General features: G+C 36.9%; 15 protein-coding genes and 1 rRNA gene (1 of these 16 only partly in view). 9 read left to right on the forward strand and 7 right to left on the reverse strand.

Annotated elements, in window-relative coordinates:
- Positions 1-14: 14 nt before the first annotated feature.
- From OK18_RS10475 to OK18_RS10500, 7 genes are all read right to left on the reverse strand, one after another.
- Entirely contained in the window at positions 15-2,207 is a 2,193-nt protein-coding gene (locus OK18_RS10475; protein ID WP_053327962.1) for a peptidase domain-containing ABC transporter, read from the reverse strand.
- Between the two features lie 90 nt (positions 2,208-2,297).
- Complete coding sequence (locus OK18_RS21185; RefSeq protein WP_156173261.1) at positions 2,298-2,444, reverse strand: hypothetical protein; 147 nt, start codon at positions 2,442-2,444, stop codon at positions 2,298-2,300.
- 90 nt (positions 2,445-2,534) lie between these two features.
- Positions 2,535-4,049: a vitamin K epoxide reductase family protein gene (locus tag OK18_RS10480; RefSeq protein WP_053327963.1), complete on the reverse strand. Its 1,515-nt coding sequence runs from the start codon at positions 4,047-4,049 to the stop codon at positions 2,535-2,537.
- A 668-nt stretch (positions 4,050-4,717) separates the two neighbouring features.
- Positions 4,718-5,794, reverse strand: a complete 1,077-nt coding sequence (locus OK18_RS10485) for a DUF3810 domain-containing protein (protein WP_316932794.1) — start codon at positions 5,792-5,794, stop codon at positions 4,718-4,720.
- The gene (locus tag OK18_RS10490; protein WP_053327964.1) at positions 5,769-7,214 is read right to left on the reverse strand and encodes an MFS transporter; all 1,446 of its coding nucleotides are present in this window, start codon (positions 7,212-7,214) and stop codon (positions 5,769-5,771) included. The genes OK18_RS10485 and OK18_RS10490 overlap by 26 nt, the downstream gene beginning before the upstream one ends.
- A gap of 40 nt (positions 7,215-7,254) precedes the next feature.
- A complete protein-coding gene (locus OK18_RS10495; protein ID WP_082129177.1) occupies positions 7,255-7,983 on the reverse strand; it encodes a lysophospholipid acyltransferase family protein in 729 nt (242 codons plus the stop codon).
- Positions 7,984-7,986: 3 nt separating this feature from the next.
- Positions 7,987-8,445 (reverse strand): GtrA family protein, encoded by a 459-nt coding sequence (locus tag OK18_RS10500; RefSeq protein ID WP_050022432.1) that lies wholly within the window; start codon positions 8,443-8,445, stop codon positions 7,987-7,989.
- Positions 8,446-8,808: 363 nt separating this feature from the next.
- Here OK18_RS10500 and OK18_RS10505 point away from each other — a divergent pair, with 363 nt between their 5' ends.
- The 9 genes from OK18_RS10505 to OK18_RS10545 all read left to right on the forward strand — a co-directional run.
- Positions 8,809-9,072, forward strand: coding sequence for a hypothetical protein (locus OK18_RS10505; protein WP_053327965.1), 264 nt, complete (start codon positions 8,809-8,811; stop codon positions 9,070-9,072).
- Positions 9,073-9,157: 85 nt separating this feature from the next.
- Entirely contained in the window at positions 9,158-10,009 is an 852-nt protein-coding gene (locus OK18_RS10510) for an ATPase (protein ID WP_050022430.1), read from the forward strand.
- Between the two features lie 16 nt (positions 10,010-10,025).
- Positions 10,026-12,311 (forward strand): NADP-dependent malic enzyme, encoded by a 2,286-nt coding sequence (locus OK18_RS10515; protein WP_050022438.1) that lies wholly within the window; start codon positions 10,026-10,028, stop codon positions 12,309-12,311.
- A gap of 189 nt (positions 12,312-12,500) precedes the next feature.
- Positions 12,501-13,085 (forward strand): Holliday junction branch migration protein RuvA, encoded by a 585-nt coding sequence (ruvA, locus tag OK18_RS10520; protein WP_053327966.1) that lies wholly within the window; start codon positions 12,501-12,503, stop codon positions 13,083-13,085.
- A 57-nt stretch (positions 13,086-13,142) separates the two neighbouring features.
- The gene (sov, locus tag OK18_RS10525) at positions 13,143-20,174 is read left to right on the forward strand and encodes a T9SS outer membrane translocon Sov/SprA (RefSeq protein WP_053327967.1); all 7,032 of its coding nucleotides are present in this window, start codon (positions 13,143-13,145) and stop codon (positions 20,172-20,174) included.
- A gap of 121 nt (positions 20,175-20,295) precedes the next feature.
- The gene (locus tag OK18_RS21695; RefSeq protein WP_053327968.1) at positions 20,296-21,258 is read left to right on the forward strand and encodes a hypothetical protein; all 963 of its coding nucleotides are present in this window, start codon (positions 20,296-20,298) and stop codon (positions 21,256-21,258) included.
- 131 nt (positions 21,259-21,389) lie between these two features.
- The gene (gcvH, locus tag OK18_RS10535) at positions 21,390-21,767 is read left to right on the forward strand and encodes a glycine cleavage system protein GcvH (protein ID WP_050022426.1); all 378 of its coding nucleotides are present in this window, start codon (positions 21,390-21,392) and stop codon (positions 21,765-21,767) included.
- Positions 21,768-21,822: 55 nt separating this feature from the next.
- Entirely contained in the window at positions 21,823-22,119 is a 297-nt protein-coding gene (locus OK18_RS10540) for a VanZ family protein (RefSeq protein WP_316932796.1), read from the forward strand.
- An 878-nt stretch (positions 22,120-22,997) separates the two neighbouring features.
- A 16S ribosomal RNA gene (locus OK18_RS10545) occupies positions 22,998-24,213 on the forward strand (it continues 301 nt past the right edge of the window).

The following is a 24,213-nucleotide window of genomic DNA, read 5'->3' on the forward strand; positions in this document are numbered from 1 at the left end:
TGATCTTTAGTATATTAATTACCTAATTCTAATTGGTTCTTCACAAGTCTGTAATACTCTCCTTTGAGAGCTACCAGCTCAGCATGGTTTCCTTCTTCTACAACTTTTCCATGATCCAGTACAATAATTTTGTCTGCATGTTTTACTGTTGAAAGCCTGTGAGCAATAACTACTGCCGTTTTTCCTTTAAAAAACTGTTCAAGGTTTTCCATAATGATTTTCTCGTTATTGGCATCCAAAGCAGAAGTGGCTTCATCAAATAAAATATATTCAGGGGATTTATATACGGCCCTGGCAATAAAAAGCCTCTGTTTTTGCCCGCCGCTTACTCCCACACCTTCATTTCCGATTTTTGTATTGTAACTTAAAGGAAGCGTTTCTATAAACTCTTTGATATTGGCAATTTCTACAGCACGTCTTAATTTTTGTTTATCGATATGATCTTCACCTACAGCAATATTATTGGCAATAGTATCATTAAAGACATAGCCTTCCTGCATTACTACTCCACAATGATCTCTCCAGAACCGTGGGGAAATATTTTTAAGGTTGGTACTTCCGATTTTAATTTCTCCCTGATCGGGATCATAAAACTTCATGAGTAACTTTAGCAAGGTAGTCTTTCCACTTCCACTTGCTCCTACAATGGCTGTAGTTTTTTGATAAGGAATTGTAAGATTCAGATTTTCAAAAACCGGAACATCTGATCCGATATACCTGAATGACATGTCACTGATCTCAATATCTTTATGAGGAATATCTGCGGCATATTGTTCATTCTTGTTTTCTTCATCATCTTTATCGTGAATTTCGCCCAACCTTTCAAGAGAAATTTTGGCGTCCTGTGTTTGTTTAATAAAGTCAATAAGCTGTAACAAGGGGCTGTTAAGTTGTCCAATAATGTATTGTACTGAAAGCATCATCCCTAAAGTAAGGTTTCCACTCAATACCAATTTTGCAGAAAGGAAGCTTACCAGAATATCTTTCATCTGGTTGATAAAATTTCCCCCCACAGATTGCCATTGTTCCAGAGAAAGCGACTTTATTCTTATTTTAAATAATTTTACCTGTAAGAATTCCCAATCCCATCTTTTCTGTTTTTCTGCATTGTGCATTTTAATTTCCTGCATGCCGTTGATGAGTTCAATGACCTTACTTTGTTCCTGGGAAACCTGGGAGAATCTTTTATAATCAAGCTCTTTTCTCTTTTTCAGGAAAAAGCTGATCCATCCGATGTATAATCCTGCTCCTATAAGATAAACGATAAATAACCTATAATCATAAAGCAGCAGTACAATGCTGAAAATAATAAGGTTGACCAATGAGAAAAGGGTATTCAACGAGGAGCTGGTAAGGAGTTGTTCTATCCTGTGGTGGTCATTGATCCTTTGCATGATATCTCCTGTCATTCTCGTATCGAAAAAGCTGATAGGGAGTCTCATTAACTTAATAAAAAAATCGGAAATGATAGAAATATTAATTCTTGCGGAAAGGTGAAGCAGAATCCAGCTTCTGATGGTTTCTATGCCCATCCTTCCCAAAAATAACATGATTTGTGCCAGCAATACCAGATAGATGAAGTTAATATCCTGATTCTGTATCCCAACGTCTACAATACTTTGGGTAAGAAAAGGGAATATCAGGGAAAGTAAACTTCCTGCCAGAAGCCCAACAGCTAATTGGATAACTAAAGATTTGTACTTTAAAACATACTTTGATAAGAAGGCAAAGCTGGCTTTACTTTGCTCTGTATCAAATTCAGTCTGGAAAAATGCTGGGGTAGTTTCAAGAATAAGAACAATGCCTTCTTCTGTATTTTCATTGGCATTCTCCCCGATCCAGGATCTGATAAACTCTTCCCTTGTATAGGTAATTAAGCCATAGCTGGGATCGGAAATATATACTTTATTGTTTTTATCAATCTTATAGACAACTACAAAATGGTTCTTATTCCAGTGGGCTACACAGGGAAGCGGAACTTCTTCTACAAGGGTATTAAAATCAATCTGGACTCCTATTGAACGGAATCCCAGGTTTTCTGCCGCATCGCTCAGTCCCAAAAGACTACTGCCTTCACGGGTGGTTTCAGAAAGATTGCGAATCTGCTGTAACGAAATGTTTCTGCCGTAGTGTTTACTGATAATTCTAAGACAGGTTGGTCCACAATCTTTAGTGTCCGGTTGCTTATAAAAGGGAAATTTCTTCAAAACTAATGTTCATTATAAAATGTCGTCAGAACGTGACGACATTTTTAATTTATTCAATATTATAATTCAATGAATGGTTGTCTGGAAATACTACCATTGGACGTTCAGGTCTAGTACACCTTTACAGGTGTTTTTTTTGAAATTTTTGACTGCTTTTGCCTGCTGTAGGTCTTCGGGCATAAAGCTCCTTTTCGGGATATGTATCTTATCTTTTAAAAGTCTTTTCTGGTCTTTCATAATAATAGTTTTTAGTTGCTTTTTTAAAGAGTCTGGCTATTGATTTTTGCTTTTCCTAATATAGTGAAATTTTCGAAAGCTGTATCCTGTCTAGTAAAAGTCATCATCTTCTATTAATTCATCAACAAAGTACCAGATATCCTCACGGTCATATTTTTCCGGGAACTGATATCCGTTGATAATAAAAATAGGCGTGAAGTTTAGGCCTGCATTACTGTTTTCCTGAGACATGGCAATCAATGCATCCAGATTTTCTGACGTAGGATTTCCTCCGGATAAAATATTGATCTTATTTTCATCTTTTGTTTCAAACCATTCTTCTACAGCATTCAGGAATTCTTTTTCCGGTTTGTTCTTATAAATATAAGTAAGGTCAGAGATTAATTGAGTATATTTCTCATTTGCCCTTTCAGGAGTATAATTGAATCTCATCTGTATGGAGATATCATTTGGATATCTCTTTAAAAGATCTTCTGCGATTTTGTGAGCTCCTTTACAGAAGCCGCAGTAAGGATTAGAGATGATGGAAATATGAAGTTTTGCATCTTTATTCCCTACGAGAAATGTCTGGTTATCCCCGAATTCTATTTTTTCATTTTGTGCCAACTGACTTTTAAAAAGTTCATAATTTCTTTTGAATCTTAGATTTTTGGCATTAGATTTTTGAAGCTCTTCTTTTTGAGTAAGCAGGTTATTGAAATATAAAACGGCTGAAAAGATAAGCGCCCATAAAATTACTGCTAATAAAAGTGCACCGATTCCGAATGAAACTTCCGTGAAAAGCAAGGTGCTGATCACTAACTGGCCAATAAGAATTGAAATAATTAAAAGGCAAATCCTGCAGAATGTTTTTTCTACAAATGCCTGGATATATAATGAATAGCCTATAGCAATCACAGAAACAATAGTAAAACCTTTGATAAGATATGCTGAAGCAGGAAGAAAAAGGCCAAGAACAGCAAGCCCTGTAAAATAAATCAATGAAAAGTCAGAAAACTTTAATCCTAAAATACTTGTCTTATCCTGTTTGATGATTTTATCACATGAATTGGTCGTTTGAACGGTTGCATTATTGCCTCCACATATACTTCCGATAACGGTAGACGTATTACCGAATTTCTGGTTAAAAATTTCAATAGAGATGTACACCCCGGCCAGGGAGAGAATATTGAATATTGCTTCATATAATGTCTGGCTGATGAAAGAGTAAACAAGTACCATAGCAAAAATGCAATAAAGAACCGGCTTGAAGTTGAATGCCAGCTTACTTTCCGCATTTTCCGTCTTTTCAAATAAAAGAACAAAATTGGTGGATTTTTGATGAAGCTCTTGCTTGTCTATTGTTTTTGCTTTTTCGGAATAAACAGAATAATTATTTCCCGTTTTTTTTACCAGGGAGAAAGAATTGTCGACAATAGCAATAAACTCTTCAGGTAATTCATCCCAATATTCCTTATCAAGTTCGTAAGCATCATTTTTCACTCCCATAAAGTTTAGGGTATCACTAAAAGCTAGTGCTGACGGGTAATTAGGATGAGAATTGAACTGGAAAATGAATTCCTGTTTGTCAAGTTTTAGGTAGTTAATTAGTTTGTCGAAAAGCATATTAATATTTTTATCTAAAATACACAGATGTTTTAAATAAACAAAAATTTTTTTCTTTTATTAGTGAGATATAAACGTGTATTGCTGGATATGATTTGACTTTCAATATTTTATTTTTTTACGTAATGTTGCTTTCATTATTGTCTTTTATTAAATTCCGATACTTTTAAATTCTTCTTTATCCAAAACTTTCATTTTACAGGTAAAAATAAAGAGATGGATTTTGAAAACTGACTAAAAATTAAAATGAATCCCTTTAATTGCTAGTAAACATTAGTTATATAAAAATTAGAAATATATTATTGATTAGATGAAATAACTCTAATTTTTGCTTCTTGGAAAACATCTGTTAATCATGATGTTCTTATTTTAATAAAATGTTTAATTTTTTATTTTATTTTCAGTAAAATTTACATTTAGCTAGGGAATTGTATTGTTTTTACTGGATTCTACATGATTATTGATTATCTGTAACGAACTCAAAAAAACTTAAAAAATCATAAAGTTTTCATAAAGTTTTAAAAAAGAAAAGAAATGTTTTTGTATTTATAAAATATGTCGTACTTTTACATCGCCTTGAATGAGGGAACAAGTCAAGGTAATAAATTTTTTTTCATCATTTGTGTTTTTAGAATCGTATCGCCTGATACGATTCTTTTTTTGCTTTTTTATTTTTCGTAGTTCAGAAGGAGATCTATAAAGTAAGAATAAGTAACAGAGCCTTCCTGTTGATTGCTTTTTAAAAACAGATTGTTAGTCAGACCAAAGAAATCATCCAGCCAGCCCTGATGGCTGAAGACAAATTCTCTTTCATAAGCCCTGTCTCTTTTCATAGCAGGAGAATATTGGGTAAGAACAGATTTTACGAATTTTGGATCTTGTTCTGCAATGAATCTTAGCAGACTCTTTAAAGTAAAATATTCAGTGCTGTATCTTAGCTCCGGGTTGTTGGAGTGAATACCTGTTAAATATCCGATGAAATTAGCTTCCTGCTCTCTGGCAAAACCCAGCTGATGGGAGCTTTCATGTGCTGTTGTAAAAGGAATGAAGGTAGACGGAAGCTCAGAATTATATTGTGCTTCAGCTGTAAAAGGATTATAATATCCTAAAATACCCGTAAAGCTCATCACGTTTTTAAATAAACTGGGTTTGATGACAGGAATCCGGGTGGTTTTTTTGTCCGAAATATAGGTTGGAAGACGGGTTTGCTGCAAGAGAATTTCCTCCTGTATAGCTTCTAGATTGGTAATAATGAATCTTCCTTTATGATCTTCCTGTACAGATTGTCGGGTTTTTTTACACCTTTCAAGATAGATAAAGGCAAGCTTTTTTGCTTTGTCAATTTCTGGTTTTTCCTGGCTCGGAAGCTTTTTAATAACAGGAGGCTGAAAGTAAAGCATCCCCCAAAAGATTTGATACGTAAAGTAAAAGATATTAACAACTATCAGGATTCTTATAAGAGATTGGGCTCTTTTTCTCCTCTTAAATAAAATAATAAGGCAGTAGAGGAAAAATATCCCCAGCAAAATATAAATGACATCGCCCACTGAAAAGGAGATCCAGCTAAAAAGTAGCTGATGGATTCTTTTTTGAAATTCAAAAAAAATTTCAAAAAATGAAATCATGAATGTTAACTTTGAGAAAGCATAAAACAAAAGAAATTGGGCAAGTAATAAACCTGCCCAAAATCTCTTCTTCTTATATATTGTTTTAGTTATCTTAATGTCCATTTCCTTTAGTAACATTATCCAGATCAATACCCTGAGCTTTTAAAATTCCGGTGACACGTATTGCATAGAATGCAAGATACACAAAACAAATAACCCCCACGATATAGCTGAAATGAATATTTGTAATATCCGCTATATAACCTTGTATAAAACTTACGATACCTCCTCCCATGATCATCATGATGAGATATCCGGATCCCTGATTAGTATGCTTTCCTAGTCCGTTAATAGCTAAAGCGAAAATACACGGCCATAACGTAGAGCAGAAAAGACCTACACTGGTAAATGCATATACAGATACCATTCCTGTTGTAAACATACCTATAAGCAATGCTGTAATTCCTGCCAATGAGAAGATCAGAAGCATCCTTGCCGGATTTCCTTTACTCATAATATCGCAGATAATCATCGCAATAATAACGAATCCGTATACATAGAAAGGAGAAAGATCATGTTTGGCAACAGCATTCACAAATAAAAATACACCGAATGCAAGATAAGGCGCTAAAAATCTTAAGATTTTTTTGAATCCCGCGCTGAAGTCAAATGCTTCTACTGCTCCGGTCCACCGGCCAATCATTAATGATGCCCAATATAACGAAATATAAGGTGCTACCTCTTTGGTTTCGAAACCTAATCCTTTTTCCATATAGGCAGGCAGGTTACTTGCTGTGGAAACTTCTACTCCTACATATACAAAAATAGCGATCATTCCCATGACAAGCTGAGGATACTGGAAAGCAGAGCTCCTGTGTTCCCCCGGAGTCGTATCATCCGTGTCTGTCATATTGGTTGGCGTTACGGCAGGGAGTGATGAGAATTTGAGCATTAAGGCTACTAATGCAAAAGCAGCTCCCAGAATCAGGTAAGGTACTTTTACACTTTCTATACTTGCTTCAGTATTAGCAGCACTTGCAGAACCAAAAATCGCAAATGCAACAATAAGAGGCCCTATGGTAGTCCCCAGGTTATTGATTCCTCCGGCCATTGTAAGTCTTTGTGATCCCGTTTCTGTAGGACCTACTTCAATAGCAAGCGGGTTTGCAACAATCTGCTGGAGAGAGAATCCTAAACCTACAATAAATAATCCGGAGATCATTAACGGGAAAGACTGCATATTGGCAGCCGGATAGAATAAAAGTGTTCCTAATGCAGAAATAAGAAGCCCGACAATAAGCCCGTTTTTATAACCAATTTTATTGATCAGGTCCTGCTTTAAGCCCTTTGATACTATCATATAGATTAAAGAACCTACAGTATATGCTACATAAAAACATATTTGTACCAACATGCTTTCTGTTTGGGATAAGTTGAAGGCTTTTTGAAAAACAGGGATCAGAATATCATTGCTGGCGGCTACGAATCCCCAAAAGAAGAATACGGTAACCAATGGAATGAATTGTGCCCAATTGGTTTGTTTAGAATAATTTGACATATTTTATTGAAAATTTCGCAAACAAATATAACTAATTCTTTTAAATGGAATGCTGTGTCAGAGTTTTTTTAATAACTTGGTAAGCCTTTTCCTTTAGGACTTTCGGAGAATCAGTAGGTTCTATAATTCCATTGAAATAAACCTTTACTCTTCCGGGGTAGCCTTTGGAGTTCTCAAAAGGAAACATCTCCTTGAGTCCGATAAAAGTATAAACTGCAATAGGGGAGTGGTGTTTCGAAGATAAAATAAAAGCACCGTCCTTAAAGTCGTCAAGGATAATAGAGGTGTCATCCGGTACTCCTCCTTCCGGAAAAATGGCAATACTGTTTCCTTCTTCCATTTTTTCTGCACACCTCCGGTATACATCCGCACGGCTCCTGGCGCTGGTTCTGTCTACCATTACACAGATTCTTTTATAGATGGTTCCGAAGATAGGAATCTTAACAAGCTCTTTTTTTCCTACAAAACATACAGGGTGATGAGGGAACAGAATGCAGGTAAGCATGATATCCATGATAGAGGTATGATTGGAGATAAAAACATATTGCTGGCTTTTATCCTTCTCTTGAGTCGAAAGTTTAATAAGGTCATACCTGAAACCCATTCCATAGAACATTCCGAAACACCACAGGCGGACAAATTTATAGGCATACCGGTAATGTTTTTTACTGAAAGATAAAATATAAACAGGAATCCCAAGAATAATTGTTAAGACAAATGCTAATAACAATAACCAAAACCTCCAGAGATAATTTAAAACTTTTGTCACAGTTTAACCATTAAAGATTACTTTCTTTTTAACCGAATAATTAAGAATGGAAACCAATAAAATTGCTGCAATTTTACTGATCATTTCAGGGCTCAAGGTATAAAAAAATAAATTGATATTATCCTTAAAAATAAAACTGTAAAATATCTGGAAGAAGCCCAGGCTCAATAATGTGGAAATAAAAGATACTCCCATAAAATAGGCGAACTCCTTTTTCTTAGAATGTTTTCCTCTTTCAAAAACAAACCAGATGCTAAGAAAATAATTGGTGAGGATTCCACAACCTGTAGAAAAAATGTTACTTAAAGGATAGTGCACCCCATGGAAGTTGGTCTCTCTGGCAATAAAGAGAGGAAGTGAGGTACTGAACGCCTTAAAACTGCCAATTTCTACAATAGCACTCAATCCTCCTGCGATAATGAAGAACAAGACCTGTTTCTGGCGTATGAGTATTTCTTTCATTTAATTAAATATAAAACTAAAATATCTTACATATTATTTGAGTAGTAGGATGTTTTACAGTCGGATAGGCCATCTATAGCCTTTATTCCGGTCATTTAAAATGGCTTTTAACTGTCATTATTGAGGGCACTCAGTAATATGAATATGCAAATTTATAACTATATGTTAAACACTGAAAAAAGTTGTTAAAATATTTTTTTAAATAAAAATTATTTCTAAATTTAATATTCCAAACGATATAAGAATAACCTGATAATAAATTCATTTTCAACTCTTTGTGTTGATGGTTTTTTCTATCTTGTAATGCGTGGTTGAAAGCATACTACTCCAACATTTTGTGACCCAATTTATAATAATATTTGTATGAAACGTCAAAACAAATACAGAAAATTCCAGCTTCAACAAAAAAATATTGAAGTTCTTGAGAGAGAAAATTCCCGCTTCAAAAGGGTATATTCTGAATACGAAAATATGTCTGATGAGCTTTGGAATCTGGAAAACTCCAATGGAGAACCTGTTCCTGATGATTTTATCAATGCCATGGTTTTGCAGACGTCTTACCTGGAAGATGAAATTGAAGATTGGCTTCTGCAATTCAATGAAAAAAAAACTGATATAAAACAGTAGTGATTTTGGACAGCTTCCGGGTTGTTTTTAAACGCTAATTAAAGATAAATTCATAATTTAGCATCCTTAAATTAAAAACTAACATATGGTTGCTATTGTAGATAGTGGTTCTACTAAATCGGATTGGGTAATACTTGATGACTTTAAAAAAGTCTTTCTGAAAACAGAAACGATTGGCTTTAATCCGAATTTTATCAATAGAGAACTTATTACTCCTGAAATACAGAAAAACAGCAACCTGATATCGGTCAAAAATTCAATTACCAAAGTTTTTTTCTATGGTTCCGGCTGTGGAGTGAAAAAAAATTGTGAGATCATAGAGGAAGAACTTAAGAAAGTTTTCGGGAAAGCTGAAATTATTGTTAAGGAAGATCTGATGGCTGCTGCTTATGCTGCCTACAACGGAAAACCCGCCATTGTGTGCATTCTGGGTACAGGCTCAAATTCTTGCTTTTTTGATGGAGAAAATCTGAAAATAGAACTGCCTTCCCTTGGTTTCCTGATTGGAGATGAAGGGAGCGGAAGTGCGATCGGAAAACAGCTTGTCCGCAGGTATTTTATGAAAAAACTGCCGGCGGACCTTCACAGTGAGTTCGAAAAAGATTATCAGCTTACCATAGAAGATGCATTGAAAAACATGTATCACTCCCCAAGACCCAATGCTTATTTGGCTAATTTCAATAAATTTGTTATCGAAAGAAAAGAACATCCTTATTTTATGGATATGGTCTTTGAAGAAATGAAAAGTTTCTTCGAATATCAGGTTCTTCCTTATCAGGAAGCACAGGAAGCTGAGATCAATTTTATTGGCTCTATAGCCTATTATTATGAAAATATTCTACGTTCTGTTGCTACAGAACTTCATTTAAATGTGGGACATGTTGTTCAGAAACCAATTGAAAGTTTAGTTGATTACCACATTAAATATATCCTTTAACAAAAAACAAAATTTTATGTCAAGTAAAAACCATCGCGACGAAAAGAACTTTAGCCAGGCCGCGTTAGATTATCATAAAGCAGAACCCAAAGGTAAAATTGAAGTTATCCCATCAAAACCACACTCTTCCCAAAGAGACCTGTCATTGGCCTATTCTCCGGGAGTAGCGGTTCCCTGTATGGAAATACATGAAAAGCCGGAAACCGTATATGATTATACAGGAAAAGGCAATCTGGTAGCGGTAATTTCAAATGGTACAGCCGTACTTGGATTAGGAGATATCGGTGCCGAAGCTTCAAAACCGGTAATGGAAGGAAAAGGTCTTCTATTCAAAATCTTTGCAGATATCAATGTTTTTGATATTGAAATCAACGAAAAAGATCCGGACAAATTTATTGAAATCGTAAAAGGGATTGCTCCGACTTTCGGAGGGATCAACCTTGAAGATATTAAGGCTCCTGAAGCATTTTACATTGAGCAGAGACTGAAAGAGGAATTGAATATTCCTTTGATGCATGATGACCAGCACGGGACGGCTATTATTTCTGCTGCAGCACTGATCAATTCATTGCAGATAGCCAATAAGAATATTGAAGAAGTAAAAATGGTCGTGAATGGAGCAGGAGCAGCAGCGATTGCCTGTACCAAGCTTTATATTTCATTAGGTCTTAAAAAAGAAAATGTCCTGATGTGTGACAGTAAAGGGGTTATTAATCATAAAAGAGAAAATCTTACTCCGGAAAAACTGGATTTTATTGCCCAAACTGATATTGAAACTTTAGAAGATGCTGTAAAAGGATCTGATGTTTTCGTTGGGCTATCGAAAGGAAATGTAATGACTCCGGAAATGCTGTTGAGCATGAATGAAAACCCTATCGTATTTGCCCTGGCGAACCCGGATCCGGAAATTGCATATGACCTTGCCCTTGAAACCCGTAAAGATGTAATCATGGCTACAGGGAGAAGTGATTATCCTAATCAGGTAAACAACGTATTAGGATTCCCTTATATCTTCCGTGGTGCATTAGATGTTCAGGCGACAGGAATTAACGAAGAAATGAAGCTGGCAGCAGTACATGCTATTGCCGACCTGGCAAAGGAGCCGGTGCCTGAGGCGGTTATTTTAGCTTATAATGTTCAGAATTTACAATTTGGAAGAGAATATTTTATTCCAAAACCGTTTGACAACAGGCTGATCACAAAAGTATCCAGTGCTGTTGCAAAAGCTGCTATCGAAAGTGGTGTTGCAGGAAAAACAATTACTGATTTCGAAGAATACGAACATCAGCTTCTGGACAGAATGGGTAGGGATGAGAGGCTGGTAAGAATGATGCAAAGCCGTGCCAAGTCTAATCCGAAAAGAATTACCCTTGGAAATGCTGAAGAATATAACGTATTGAAAGCAGCCCAGATTCTTTATGAAGAAGGAATTGCTTATCCAAGTCTTTTAGGAGATAAAAAATACATCAAAGAGCAGATGGAGCGTTATGGAATTACCCTGGATGTTCCTATTATTGATCCAAGTGATGATGACCAGAAGGAGAACAGGAAAAAATACAGGGAAACCCTTTGGAAGCTTCGCCAGAGAAAAGGCATGAACGAATATAAAGCGAAAAGATATGTTCGTCAGAGGGATTATTTCGGGCCTTTAATGTTGAAGCATGGGGATACGGACGGTCTTATTGTAGGTTTTTCTAAAAATTATACTTCGGTATTGCGCCCTATTTTAGAAGTTATTGAAAAAGACAAAGGAGTAGATAAAGTTGCAGCTATGATGATGATCCTGTCTGAGAAAAAACCTATTTTCTTTGCGGATACTTCCATCAATCAGAATCCTACGGCAGAAGACCTTGTCAATATTGCTAAAATGGCAGAGATTACAGTGAAATCTTTTGCTATCGAGCCAAGAATTGCAATGTTAGGGTTTGAAAACTTTGCTGCGATCTCCGAGACTTCAAAAAAAGTAGCCAAAGCGGTGAGCATTCTTCATGAGAAATATCCTAAAATGATTGTGGATGGTGAAATTCAGCCGGATTTTGCCATGAATGCAGATCATTTAAGTGACTATCCTTTCTCAAAATTAGGAACAACGCCGGCCAATACATTTATTTTCCCTAACCTTGAAAGTGCAAACCTTTCCTATAAAATTATCAGAGGAATGAAAGTGGCACAGGTAATAGGCCCAATCCTTATGGGGCTGAAGCAACCGGTACATGTTCTTCAGATGCGTTCCAGCGTGGACGAAATCGTTAACCTTGCTACCATTGCGGTACTGGATGCCCAAAGAAGAGAAAAAAAGTAATCTGAATAGATAATCGGATTATTAAAAATACGCTTTTATAGATCAAAAGACTCCATATTTTTGGAGTCTTTTGTTTTTATGTTAATTCCTTGAATTTTCATTTTAAATTTAAGTTAAAAATCATTCGTACGTGAAATGAAAACATTAATTAGTTTAAATTGCTATATTTGGGAGTTTTAAAAATTAATAATGATATTTTCTTTACAAGGCACAGTTCAGGAACTTACGCCTACCTACGCGGTAATCAATGTGCAAGGTGTTGGTTATTATGTGGGAATCAGTTTAATGACCTCACAAACGCTGGTTTTGAATCAGCAGACTTTTTTATTTATCCAACAGATCATCCGGGAGGATGCTCATCTCCTCTTTGGATTTAACACTCGTTCAGAAAAAGAAATGTTTAATCTGTTAATAAGCGTTAATGGAGTAGGAGCTGTTTCTGCCCTTATTTTGCTGTCGACCTTAAGCCTTAATGAGATTGCTACTGCAGTCCTTTCAAAGAACAGTGCGCTGATTCAGAAAGCCAAAGGAATTGGTGCAAAAACAGCAGAAAGAATAATTGTTGATCTTAAAGATAAAGTCCAGAAATTCAGCGGTACAGAAGATAATATTTCTGCTATGGTGGATAATAAAATTAAGGAAGAATCGTTATCTGCATTAGAAGTTTTAGGGATTCCTAAGCGAATGAGCGAGAAGATTGCTGATAAAATATTAAAACAAAATCCAAGCATCTCAGTTGAAGACTTGGTTAAACAAATTTTAAAAAACATTTAACATTTGGTGGCGAATAATAAGCATCTTAACATATTTTTGTTCCTGTCGTTTCTGTGTATGTCTGTAAGTGCTTTTGCGCAGCAGGTAAAAAAAGATACGGCCATCATACGAAAGGAATATGAAGTGGCCGACCCTACAAGGTACGAGGCCTACTACGACATAAAAACCGGGATGTACTTTGTGTATCCTAAAATCGGAAATACGATCACCGGTCCTCCTACCGCGATGTCTCCGGAAGAGTATAAAGAATACATGCTGGCTGCCCAGACTAAAGCGTACTATAAAGAAAAATCCGAAAAGTACAATCTCCTTTTCAGGAGAGACAGAAGTGATGCCAGAAGAAAAGGGCTGATCCCTTCATTATTAATCAATAATAAGCTATTTGAAACCATCTTTGGAGGAAATAAAATTGAAATTATTCCTTCGGGATATGCATCTCTCGATTTTGCAGGACTTTATCAAAAAATTGATAACCCACTGATTTTACCACAAAACAGGACCAGTTTCACCTTTGATATTGATCAGAGGATCCAGTTGGGATTATTAGGTAAAGTGGGAGAAAATCTTCAGCTAAAGGCTAATTATGATACCCAGAGCGGATTTGCCTTTGAAAACAGGATGAATATTGCCTGGCAGGCGAAGGGAAGCTGGAAAGATCTTCAGAAAAAAGGCCTTGGAAACGTAGATAAACCCAGTGAAGGAGGAGAAGATAAAATTATTAAAAGGGTAGAATTCGGTAATGTAAACCTGCCCCTTTCAACAAGCCTTATCCGGGGTTCACAATCTTTATTCGGGGTAAAAGCTGATTTTCAATTGGGGAAAACCTTTGGGACAGTTGTTCTTTCCCAGCAACAAGGGGAAGCCAGGAATATTGTGGTACAGGGTGGCGGAGTTATGAATAATTTTAAAGTCAATGCCATTGACTATGAAGATAATCAACACTACTTTTTAGGACATTATTTCCTTGGCAAATATGATGATGCCCTGGCCAATTATCCCCAGATCAATTCTACCATTAATATTACCAGATTGGAAGTATGGGTATTGGATCAGGGAAACAGTAACCTGGCTTATCAAAAAAGTATCATAGGAATCAGGGACCTGGGAGAAGGCGGCGGCGTATTGCCGGATAACTCGCTGAACGGATTATATGATGCTGTTTCCAATGCTGTGGGAACCAGGGAAGCCGGTAAGAACTACTCAACTGTTTTTCAGGGACAGATTTTTCCGGGAAGTACCACGCCATACGACAACGGAGAAGAATTCATCTTTAATACCAAAGCAAGAAGGCTGAATAGCAATGAGTATACCATGCAGCCGCAATTGGGATATATCTCATTAAACCAAAGGCTTAATGAAAACCAGCTTTTAGCGGTATCATATTCATATACCGTTAATGGAAGTAATAAGGTATATAAAGTAGGGGAATTCTCAGAAGAAAGCCCTGTTTTGGTGACAAAAGTATTAAGACCTAACAATAAAGTTAATGTACAGTCGCCTATGTGGGATCTGATGATGAAGAATATTTATTCTTTAGATGCAGGACAAGTGGCACAGGATAATTTTATCCTTAATGTATATTACAGGGATCAAAAAACCGGAGGTAAAGTCAATTATCTTCCGGATACACCTGTACAAAACCAAAATTTACTGAAGTTATTCAACTGGGACCGCCTCAATATGAACGGGGATATCCAGAATAATAAAGACGGAACAAGAGGTGATGGTATTTTTGACTTTGTTAACGGAATTACCATAAGGCCGGAAACCGGAAGGATTATCTTTACTAAGGTACAGCCTTTTGGAGATTATATGCAGAATGTGTTAGGAAGCAACGACCCGCAATATGTTTTCCATGACCTGTATGATAAACAAAAGCAGGATGCTTCTGCCAGTAATCTTGCCCAGAGGTATACCATGGAAGGACGTTACAAAGGAACCCAGGGACAAGGGATTTCTTTAGGAGCTGTAAACGTACCGCAAGGATCTGTTAAAGTTTCGGCAAACGGGGTGCAGCTTACCGAAGGTATAGACTATACGGTAGATTATATGCTTGGAACGGTGACCATCATTAACGAAAACGTAAAACAATCCGGTCAGGCTATTAATATTTCATTGGAAAACCAGTTGACATTTAATACGCAACGAAAAAGGTTCCTGGGATTAAATCTTGAAAGAAGATTTAATGAGCATTTTATTTTAGGAGGAACAGTAGTAAATTATTCGGAATCTCCTCTTACCCAGAAAGTGAATTACGGGCAGGAAGCAGTAAATAATACAATGGCTGGAATTAATTTGATGTATAACAATCAAATGCCTTTCCTGACAAGGCTTACCGACAAAATACCATTGGTAAACACGGAAGCTCCATCCAACTTAAACTTTAAGATGGAAGCAGCTTACCTGCTACCGGGATTGAATAAAGGGACCAACAACCAATCCTATATTGATGATTTTGAACAGACAACTTCCAAAATATCTTTAAAAGAACCGGCAGCATGGAGCCTGGCATCAAGACCGGAAAAGAATAAATCAGCACCGTTCAATGGAGCCCCGGCCAATGATGATCTGTCGAGTGGATATGGAAGAGGATTGTTATCCTGGTATAATATCGATCCTAGATTCTGGGGAGTAGGAGGAAAAGCACCTTCCGGAATAACCCAGCAATCAGTGTCTAACCACGCTTCAAGAAGGGTACAATATTCTGAAATTTATAACAACAGGGATTTTGTAGCCGGTGAGCAGACTTTTACCAATACTTTTGATATTTCCTATTATCCTCAGGAAAGAGGACCTTATAACGTGAATACGGGAACTGAGCTGGCTCAAAACAGATGGGCCGGTATTATGAGATCGATCAGCGTCCCTAACTTTGTAACTTCTAATATTGAATATGTAGAGTTCTGGATGATGGATCCTTATGCAGATGGGAATCAGTTGGGAACTGACCCTAAACTTTTATTGCATTTAGGAAATGTTTCGGAAGATATCTTGAAAGATGGAAAGTTACTATATGAGAACGGCCTTCCAACTCCCGGAACTCCATCTACTACAACCAGCTCAAACTGGGGAGTACAGCCAAAACAGCCACCTATTCTTTATGCATTTTCTACTGAAGGAGACGAAAGAAGAGTACAGGATGCGGGTTATGACGGTCTGAGTTCAGATCAGGAATCCATGAAATTCGGAAATACTTTTGTAAACCCGGTAACGAATGTTGTAGACCCGGCAGTGGATGACTTTGTATTTTATATGTCAGATAAATTTACAGGCAGTCAATCAGCATCCCTTGTTCAGCGATATAAATACTTTAGAAATCCGGAAGGGAATTCACAGGCTAATTCTCTGGAAGTAGCATCACAGACTCCGGATGCGGAAGATATTAACAGAGATTACAATCTTGATCAGACGGAAAGCTATAATGAATATGTAGTAAAACTTGATCAGGCAAATCTTTCATTGGGAAAAAATAATATTGTAGATGTAAAAACGGTAAAGGCTAATTTCCAGAACGGGCAGTCTTCAGATGTAAAATGGTATTTATTCAGAATTCCGGTTTCCAAATATGCTGAAGATGGAGCAGAAGGAGAGCGTAATGCATCAGTACTGAACAATGTGAGATTTGCGAGGTTATTACTGACAGGATTCGAGCAAACTTCTACCCTGAGATTTGGAACAATGGATCTTGTAAGATCGGATTGGAGAAGATATCCTAACCTGATTTCCAGTCAGCTTGTTACTGCTCCTGAAGAAGGAACAGGAGGAGGTGTGACATTGAATAATAATTTTGAAGTAGGAAGTGTAAATATTGAAGAGAATGCCTTGAATCAACCACCATATGTATTGCCTCCGGGGATTGATCGTCAGGTATTAAGTGGAAACGCTGGAGCTCAAAGACAAAATGAAGCGTCACTTTACATGAAAGTAACTGATCTAAGAGCTGAAGCCAGAGGAGTATTCAAAAACACTTCATTGGATATGAGAAGATACAAGAAGCTTAAACTTTTTGTTCATGCTCATGATCCGTTGAATAGAGATATGAATGTAGGAAAGATAGATCCTAGAACTAAATTCTTTATTCGTTTTGGTAATGATGCTACAGATAACTACTATGAATATGAAGCATCTTTATTACTGACAAGTACTACAGCAACAGCTCCAATGGAGATATGGCCAATGGAGAACCAGGTGGATTTTGATGTTCAAAGTTTTGTAGATGCAAAAATCAGAAGAGATAAAAATTCTGCGGTTAAAATCACTGATAGAACGGAAGATCCTGTTTTTGGAGAAGCTAATAAAAATAATTATAAAAAGATATTTATCAAAGGACGCCCTAGTTTAGGAAATATCTCTACCATTATGATTGGTATTAGAAACGATGACAGAACATCCGGACCGATGACCAGGGTCCTTTGGGTTAACGAAATCCGCCTTTCAGAAATTGAAAATGACGGAGGATATGCCGGAAATGCAAGTTTGAATTTCAATCTTGGTGATTTTGCAACAGTGAATACAAGTGCTTCATATACTTCGGTAGGTTTCGGAAATATTGATTCAAAACCTTCGGAAAGGAATCAGTCTACACAATCTGCGTTTAGTATCAATACGGCAATCAATGTCGATAAGTTTTTACCGGCAAAAAGTGGAATGAAGATTCCATTGAACTACTCTTATTCCCAAACGATCGAAGATCCTAAATATAACCCTCTGGATACCGATGTTGAATTTAGCAAAGCGCCTAATAAGGAGCAGCTCAAAAAAGTAGCAAGAACCTATACACAGCAGAGAAGTATAGGAGTTGTCAATATGCGTAAGGAAAGAGTAAACCAGAATAAAAAGCCTAAGTTCTATGATATTGAAAACGTTTCTGTAACGGCGGTTTATAACGATGATTATTTCAGGGATATTTATACCAAGAGAAATTACAGACAATATCTGAAAGGATATATTGATTATAATTACACGTTCAAACCATGGGTGGTAAAGCCATTCAATAAAATGATCAGTGATACAGCAAAATCAGCAAAATATCTGAAATGGATTAAAGAATTTAACTTTAACCCTGTTCCAACAAGATTATCTTTCAGAACGGAAATTGACAGAAATTATAATGAGCTTGAGTTTAGAAATGTAGAAGCTATTTTAGGAGGGAACACTACAGGTAATTTTGATGCTATCAGAAACAGAAACTTCTATTTTGGCTGGCAGTATGGATTAGGATTCAACTTCTCAAAATCATTAAAGCTGGAAATCAATTCGGCAACAAGAACTCTTAATGATAATGTGGATGTGAATACAATGGATAGTAAATCGATCTTTGGAAACGTATTCAGAGCAGGTAGACCGGTATTGTATAACCATAGAGTACAGCTTAACTATAAATTACCTTTCCAGTATCTTCCTTATCTGGATTTTATTGATGCGGAATTAGGGTATGGATTTACCTACAATTGGAACTCCAGGTCTACGGCAATTCTTGCCAGCCCGGAAGGTGCTTTAGGTTCTATAGGACAAAATACCAATGTAATCCAGGCGACAGCAACTGCTGATATTCCGAAATTCTTCGGACAGTTTAAATATTTTAAAAATATTGCAGCCAAACTTCAGAAACGTAAACAGGAGATTGATTCTTTGAACAATGTATATACAAAACAATGGGAAAAGAACAGATACCGGTATAAGAGCTATAAATTCAAAAATAAACTGACTGTACTTCAGAGTGCAGCATTCTTCCTGACCTCGTTCAAACAATTGGATATTAATTATACAGAGAATAATGGTACTGTACTTCCCGGGTTATTATCCGCACCAAACTGGTATGGATATGGCCAGACTCTTGGAGGACCTACGCTAGGATTTTTATTAGGCTCACAGGCAGATATCAGAAGAACAGTCATGGAAAATGGCTGGGTAAGTACTTCTAATTATATGACCGATCCGTATGTAAGAATGTCAACAAGAGAGTTAAGAGCTAATCTACAAATTGTTCCAATCAATGATTTCAGAATTGATCTGAATGTGTTGCATAATTATAACAGGAATTTTTCACATACAGGATTTAATTATACCAACGGAGGCGTTCCGAATCCGGATTTTACCTTTGCTAATGACTTGGTAACTTATTCCAATTCGACAATACTTTTAAAAACTTCGTTTAGTGAAGGACAAGCGGTTTATCAGGCGCTTAGAGAAAATGCAAGAGCACTTTCTCAGCGGTTAGGGGGGCCGGGAGCTATATTGGATAATGATGGATTTGCTGAACATTATAGTATTGCGAATGCATATGTATTGATTCCGGCATTTAGAGCAGCTCTGGAAGGTAAGTCTGTTAAACAGATGGGTAATCCTAAAAAAGCTGGATTCCCGTTACCAAACTGGAGAGTAACATATTCAGGATTAAGAAATGTCCCGATGATTAACGGGCAGTTCTCTAAGTTTGATATTTTACATGGATATACTGCTACTTATACAGCTACAGGTATACAATCAAGTATTGACTATTTTAATAGCCTTGTTAATAAAGTTTCCAATCCGGACTCTGCATTTGATGTTAATAATGATTATATTAATCCATTCACTTTTGCTCAGGTAGGATATGTGGAATCTTTTGCACCACTTATCGGGGTAGATGTTACTATGAGAAATAATATGCAGTTTGGTTTACAATACAACAGAAACAGGATGATGGTGCTGGGATTGGTAAACCATACCCTTACTGAAGATTCCAACTCGGAATATGTGGTGAGATTAGGATATATTATCCGGAATTTCAGATTGGGTACAGCCAATATAAGAAGAGGAGGCAGAGGAAAAGGAAGTGATCTGAATATCAGGGGAGATATTTCATTAAGAGACAGCAAAACTTCCATTATGAATATCCTGTTGAATGATTCCCAGGTGACAGGAGGGCAGAGACTTTTGAACATTAAACTTTCCGCAGATTATAATGTCTCCGAAAATTTAAACCTTAGGGTATTCTATGAACAGATGACCTCTAAATATAAAATCTCGACAGCATTTCCACTGTCAACTATTAGGGCCGGCATTTCTGCAACATTTACATTTGGAGAATCCGGAGGTGGATTCTAAAAATGATGTATACATAATAAAGCCTCTTTCTGAAAAGGAAGGAGGCTTTTTTATTTAATAACAGACTATTTATGGATTTAAATGCTATTTTTGCGGTGATTGAACTATAAACTAAATAACTATGAAGAAAATATTTATGCTATACACTGTCTTGTGTGTAGGGCTGGCAGCAGCACAATTGTATACTCCTGCAGGAGTCGTTGGAACAACATCAAATCCATCTACCACAAATATTGGTATAGGAACAAATAATCCTTCCGAAAAACTTACCGTTTCAGGCTCGCATATTGGATCTATGATTTTATTGAATTCATCCGGTGACGGTGCCAGCAGACCTGCTAATTTAACACTTTGGGCTTCAGAACCCCAGGAAACTTATACAGGAGTAGGAATTGGTAATAATGTGAAAAACTATCATAGCATCAGCAGTCAATCGTTTCCACGCATAAATAAAGCTGCGGGAGGTTCTTATATGAGATTGCTGGAGAATCAGATTAATTTTAATCTGGTCTCTGATACAGGGGATAATAAACAACTAGTTACTTTAGTCAGAGATATGCTTGTCGTAGATGGACAATTAGTTTCTCGAATAGGCTCAAATGAAGGAGGGGCTATCACGCTGGAAAACCTTTCAAAAACAGCTCCGAATACAGCCAGAAGATGGACTATATACAACATGACAGGTCAATACGGAAATACGCTGCAGTTTTGGAGTTATTCTAATGATGGAGCTATGTATGGATCAAGATTAGTGCTTTCTGATACCGGAAACATGGCATTATATGGAAAATTTGAAGCAAAGGAAATGAAAGTTACCCTGACACCAACTGCTGATTTTGTATTTGATGAGCAATATGATTTACCAAAACTGGAAGCTGTTGAAAAACATATCAGAGAAAAAAAGCATCTTCCTGAAATTGCCTCTGCCAAAGAAATGGAAAAAGAAGGCGTAAATATAGGAGAGTTTCAGATTAAGTTACTACAAAAAATAGAAGAATTGACATTGTATACCATTGAGTTGAATAAGCAGGTCAAAAAACAAGCTGAAGAGATTGAGTCGTTGAAAAAGATAAAAAATAAATAAACATACTATTACTTGAATCACTGTGAAAACAGTGATTTTTTTAGTTGCAATTAAAATTTTGTGAAGATGCCCATTAAGGCTTTGAACCTTTTATAATTTTGAATACATTTGTACAAAATAAAAATTAAAAAATGAACACACCATCAGAATTAAAGTACACGAAAGATCACGAATGGATTAAGATCGAAGGTAATGTGGCTACAATTGGTATTACTGATTTCGCTCAGGGTGAACTTGGAGATATCGTATATGTAGACGTAGATACTGTAGATGATGACCTTAATGGCGGAGACGTTTTCGGAAGTGTAGAAGCGGTAAAAACTGTTTCAGACTTATTCTTACCTATTTCAGGAAAAGTTATTGAGTTCAATTCAGAACTGGAAGATCAACCTGAATTATTGAACACGGATCCTTATGGAAACGGATGGATTATTAAATTAGAAATTGCTGATGGTGCAGATCAGTCTGAATTACTTTCTGCAGAAGATTATCAAGCGATCATTGGATAAAATTTCAAAAATATTTAGTAAGATATTGCCCATTTACTGGGCATTTCTTACATATATGCTTCTTAAACCGGGACAGGAGAACCATGAATATTGGTTTATGTTCAATGGTATAGATAAAGTTTTACATGTAAGTATATTTGCAGCCTTAGGTTTCTCTTTTGTTGCTACATTTCCCAAAATTAAATTCTCATACTTTTTTCAGATCATCCTGATCTATGCGTTCCTTACTGAAATATTGCAGGAGGAAATGGGACTAGGAAGGTCTATGGAAACCCTGGATATCGTAGCCGATGCGATTGGTTGTCTTGTAGGCTACTATATGTATAAGGTCTTAGTGAAGCATTTTTTTTAATTACATCTGGATGATGACATATTAAACTAACTTCCAATTTTCTTATTCTCATCTTCCTTTTCAAATTCCCATATTCCTTGACCTTTCCTCCTCAACCCAACTCTCCACATTCCTCTGTGTCAATCCGTGTATAAATAAAAATGAGTCATGTATGAGGTATTATTATATATATGTTTTGGCTAAAGCCGGTGGATTTTATGGTTTTTATTGATCCCGGGCTAAAGCCCGTGCCTATGAATAGGTGTATTTATAATATTCTCAAAGCTTAAAAACAATGATTAATTTACCATCCAGCCGTCATTGATAAAAAAATACTCCAACTATTAATTTTCCAATTGCCCCTTTAAACATTTGTTTATAATTTTTATCCCTAGTTGCCAGCCTTTTAGCTTAAAATAGGAATGGAAAATGAATTTTATGTTAACTAGACTTGTTTTGCGTTGTATAAAGTTGTTATCTTTGCCCCACTGAAAACGAGAGAGAGTCAGTCAAGCGCAGAAGAGCTTTTAGGTAAGCAAGAACATTATAATACTTCAAAAAGAGACGGACGAAAAAAACTTAAAAACTTTTTGCAAAAAGAGTTGTGGTTTTAAAAAGAGTTTGTATCTTTGCAGTCCGAATAAATCGGAGCGCAGGAGTAGGGGGTGATTGAGGTTTTGAGAAGAATTAAGGTTACTTAAAAAACTTTAAAATTTTCTTTAGGAACATTTGGTCATTACAAAATAAAGTTTTACTTTTGCACTCGCAAATACGGAGCGGATAGACAGAAAGATTGCTTCGTTAAAAAGCGGAAGATATAAAGATCATTGACATACAATATAACAACCAAGTAAGGAAAAACTAAAGCGTTAAAAACTTTGAGTGAGTCAGACAAACATACAATGGAGAGTTTGATCCTGGCTCAGGATGAACGCTAGCGGGAGGCCTAACACATGCAAGCCGAGCGGTAGATTGCTTTCGGGCAATTGAGAGCGGCGTACGGGTGCGGAACACGTGTGCAACCTGCCTTTATCTGGGGGATAGCCTTTCGAAAGGAAGATTAATACCCCATAATATAAGAGACGGCATCGTTTTTTATTGAAAACTCCGGTGGATAGAGATGGGCACGCGCAAGATTAGATAGTTGGTGAGGTAACGGCTCACCAAGTCGACGATCTTTAGGGGGCCTGAGAGGGTGATCCCCCACACTGGTACTGAGACACGGACCAGACTCCTACGGGAGGCAGCAGTGAGGAATATTGGACAATGGGTGAAAGCCTGATCCAGCCATCCCGCGTGAAGGACGACGGCCCTATGGGTTGTAAACTTCTTTTGTATAGGGATAAACCTTTCCACGAGTGGAAAGCTGAAGGTACTATACGAATAAGCACCGGCTAACTCCGTGCCAGCAGCCGCGGTAATACGGAGGGTGCAAGCGTTATCCGGATTTATTGGGTTTAAAGGGTCCGTAGGCTGATTTGTAAGTCAGTGGTGAAATCTCACAGCTTAACTGTGAAACTGCCATTGATACTGCAAGTCTTGAGTGTTGTTGAAGTAGCTGGAATAAGTAGTGTAGCGGTGAAATGCATAGATATTACTTAGAACACCAATTGCGAAGGCAGGTTACTAAGCAACAACTGACGCTGATGGACGAAAGCGTGGGGAGCGAACAGGATTAGATACCCTGGTAGTCCACGCCGTAAACGATGCTAACTCGTTTTTGGGATGTAAGTTTCAGAGACTAAGCGAAAGTGATAAGTTAGCCACCTGGGGAGTACGAACGCAAGTTTGAAACTCAAAGGAATTGACGGGGGCCCGCACAAGCGGTGGATTATGTGGTTTAATTCGATGATACGCGAGGAACCTTACCAAGGCTTAAATGGGAAATGACAGGCTTAGAAATAGGCTTTTCTTCGGACATTTTTCAAGGTGCTGCATGGTTGTCGTCAGCTCGTGCCGTGAGGTGTTAGGTTAAGTCCTGCAACGAGCGCAACCCCTGTCACTAGTTGCCATCATTAAGTTGGGGACTCTAGTGAGACTGCCTACGCAAGTAGAGAGGAAGGTGGGGATGACGTCAAATCATCACGGCCCTTACGCCTTGGGCCACACACGTAA

It is taken from the genome of Chryseobacterium gallinarum, assembly GCF_001021975.1.
Lineage (GTDB): Bacteria > Bacteroidota > Bacteroidia > Flavobacteriales > Weeksellaceae > Chryseobacterium > Chryseobacterium gallinarum.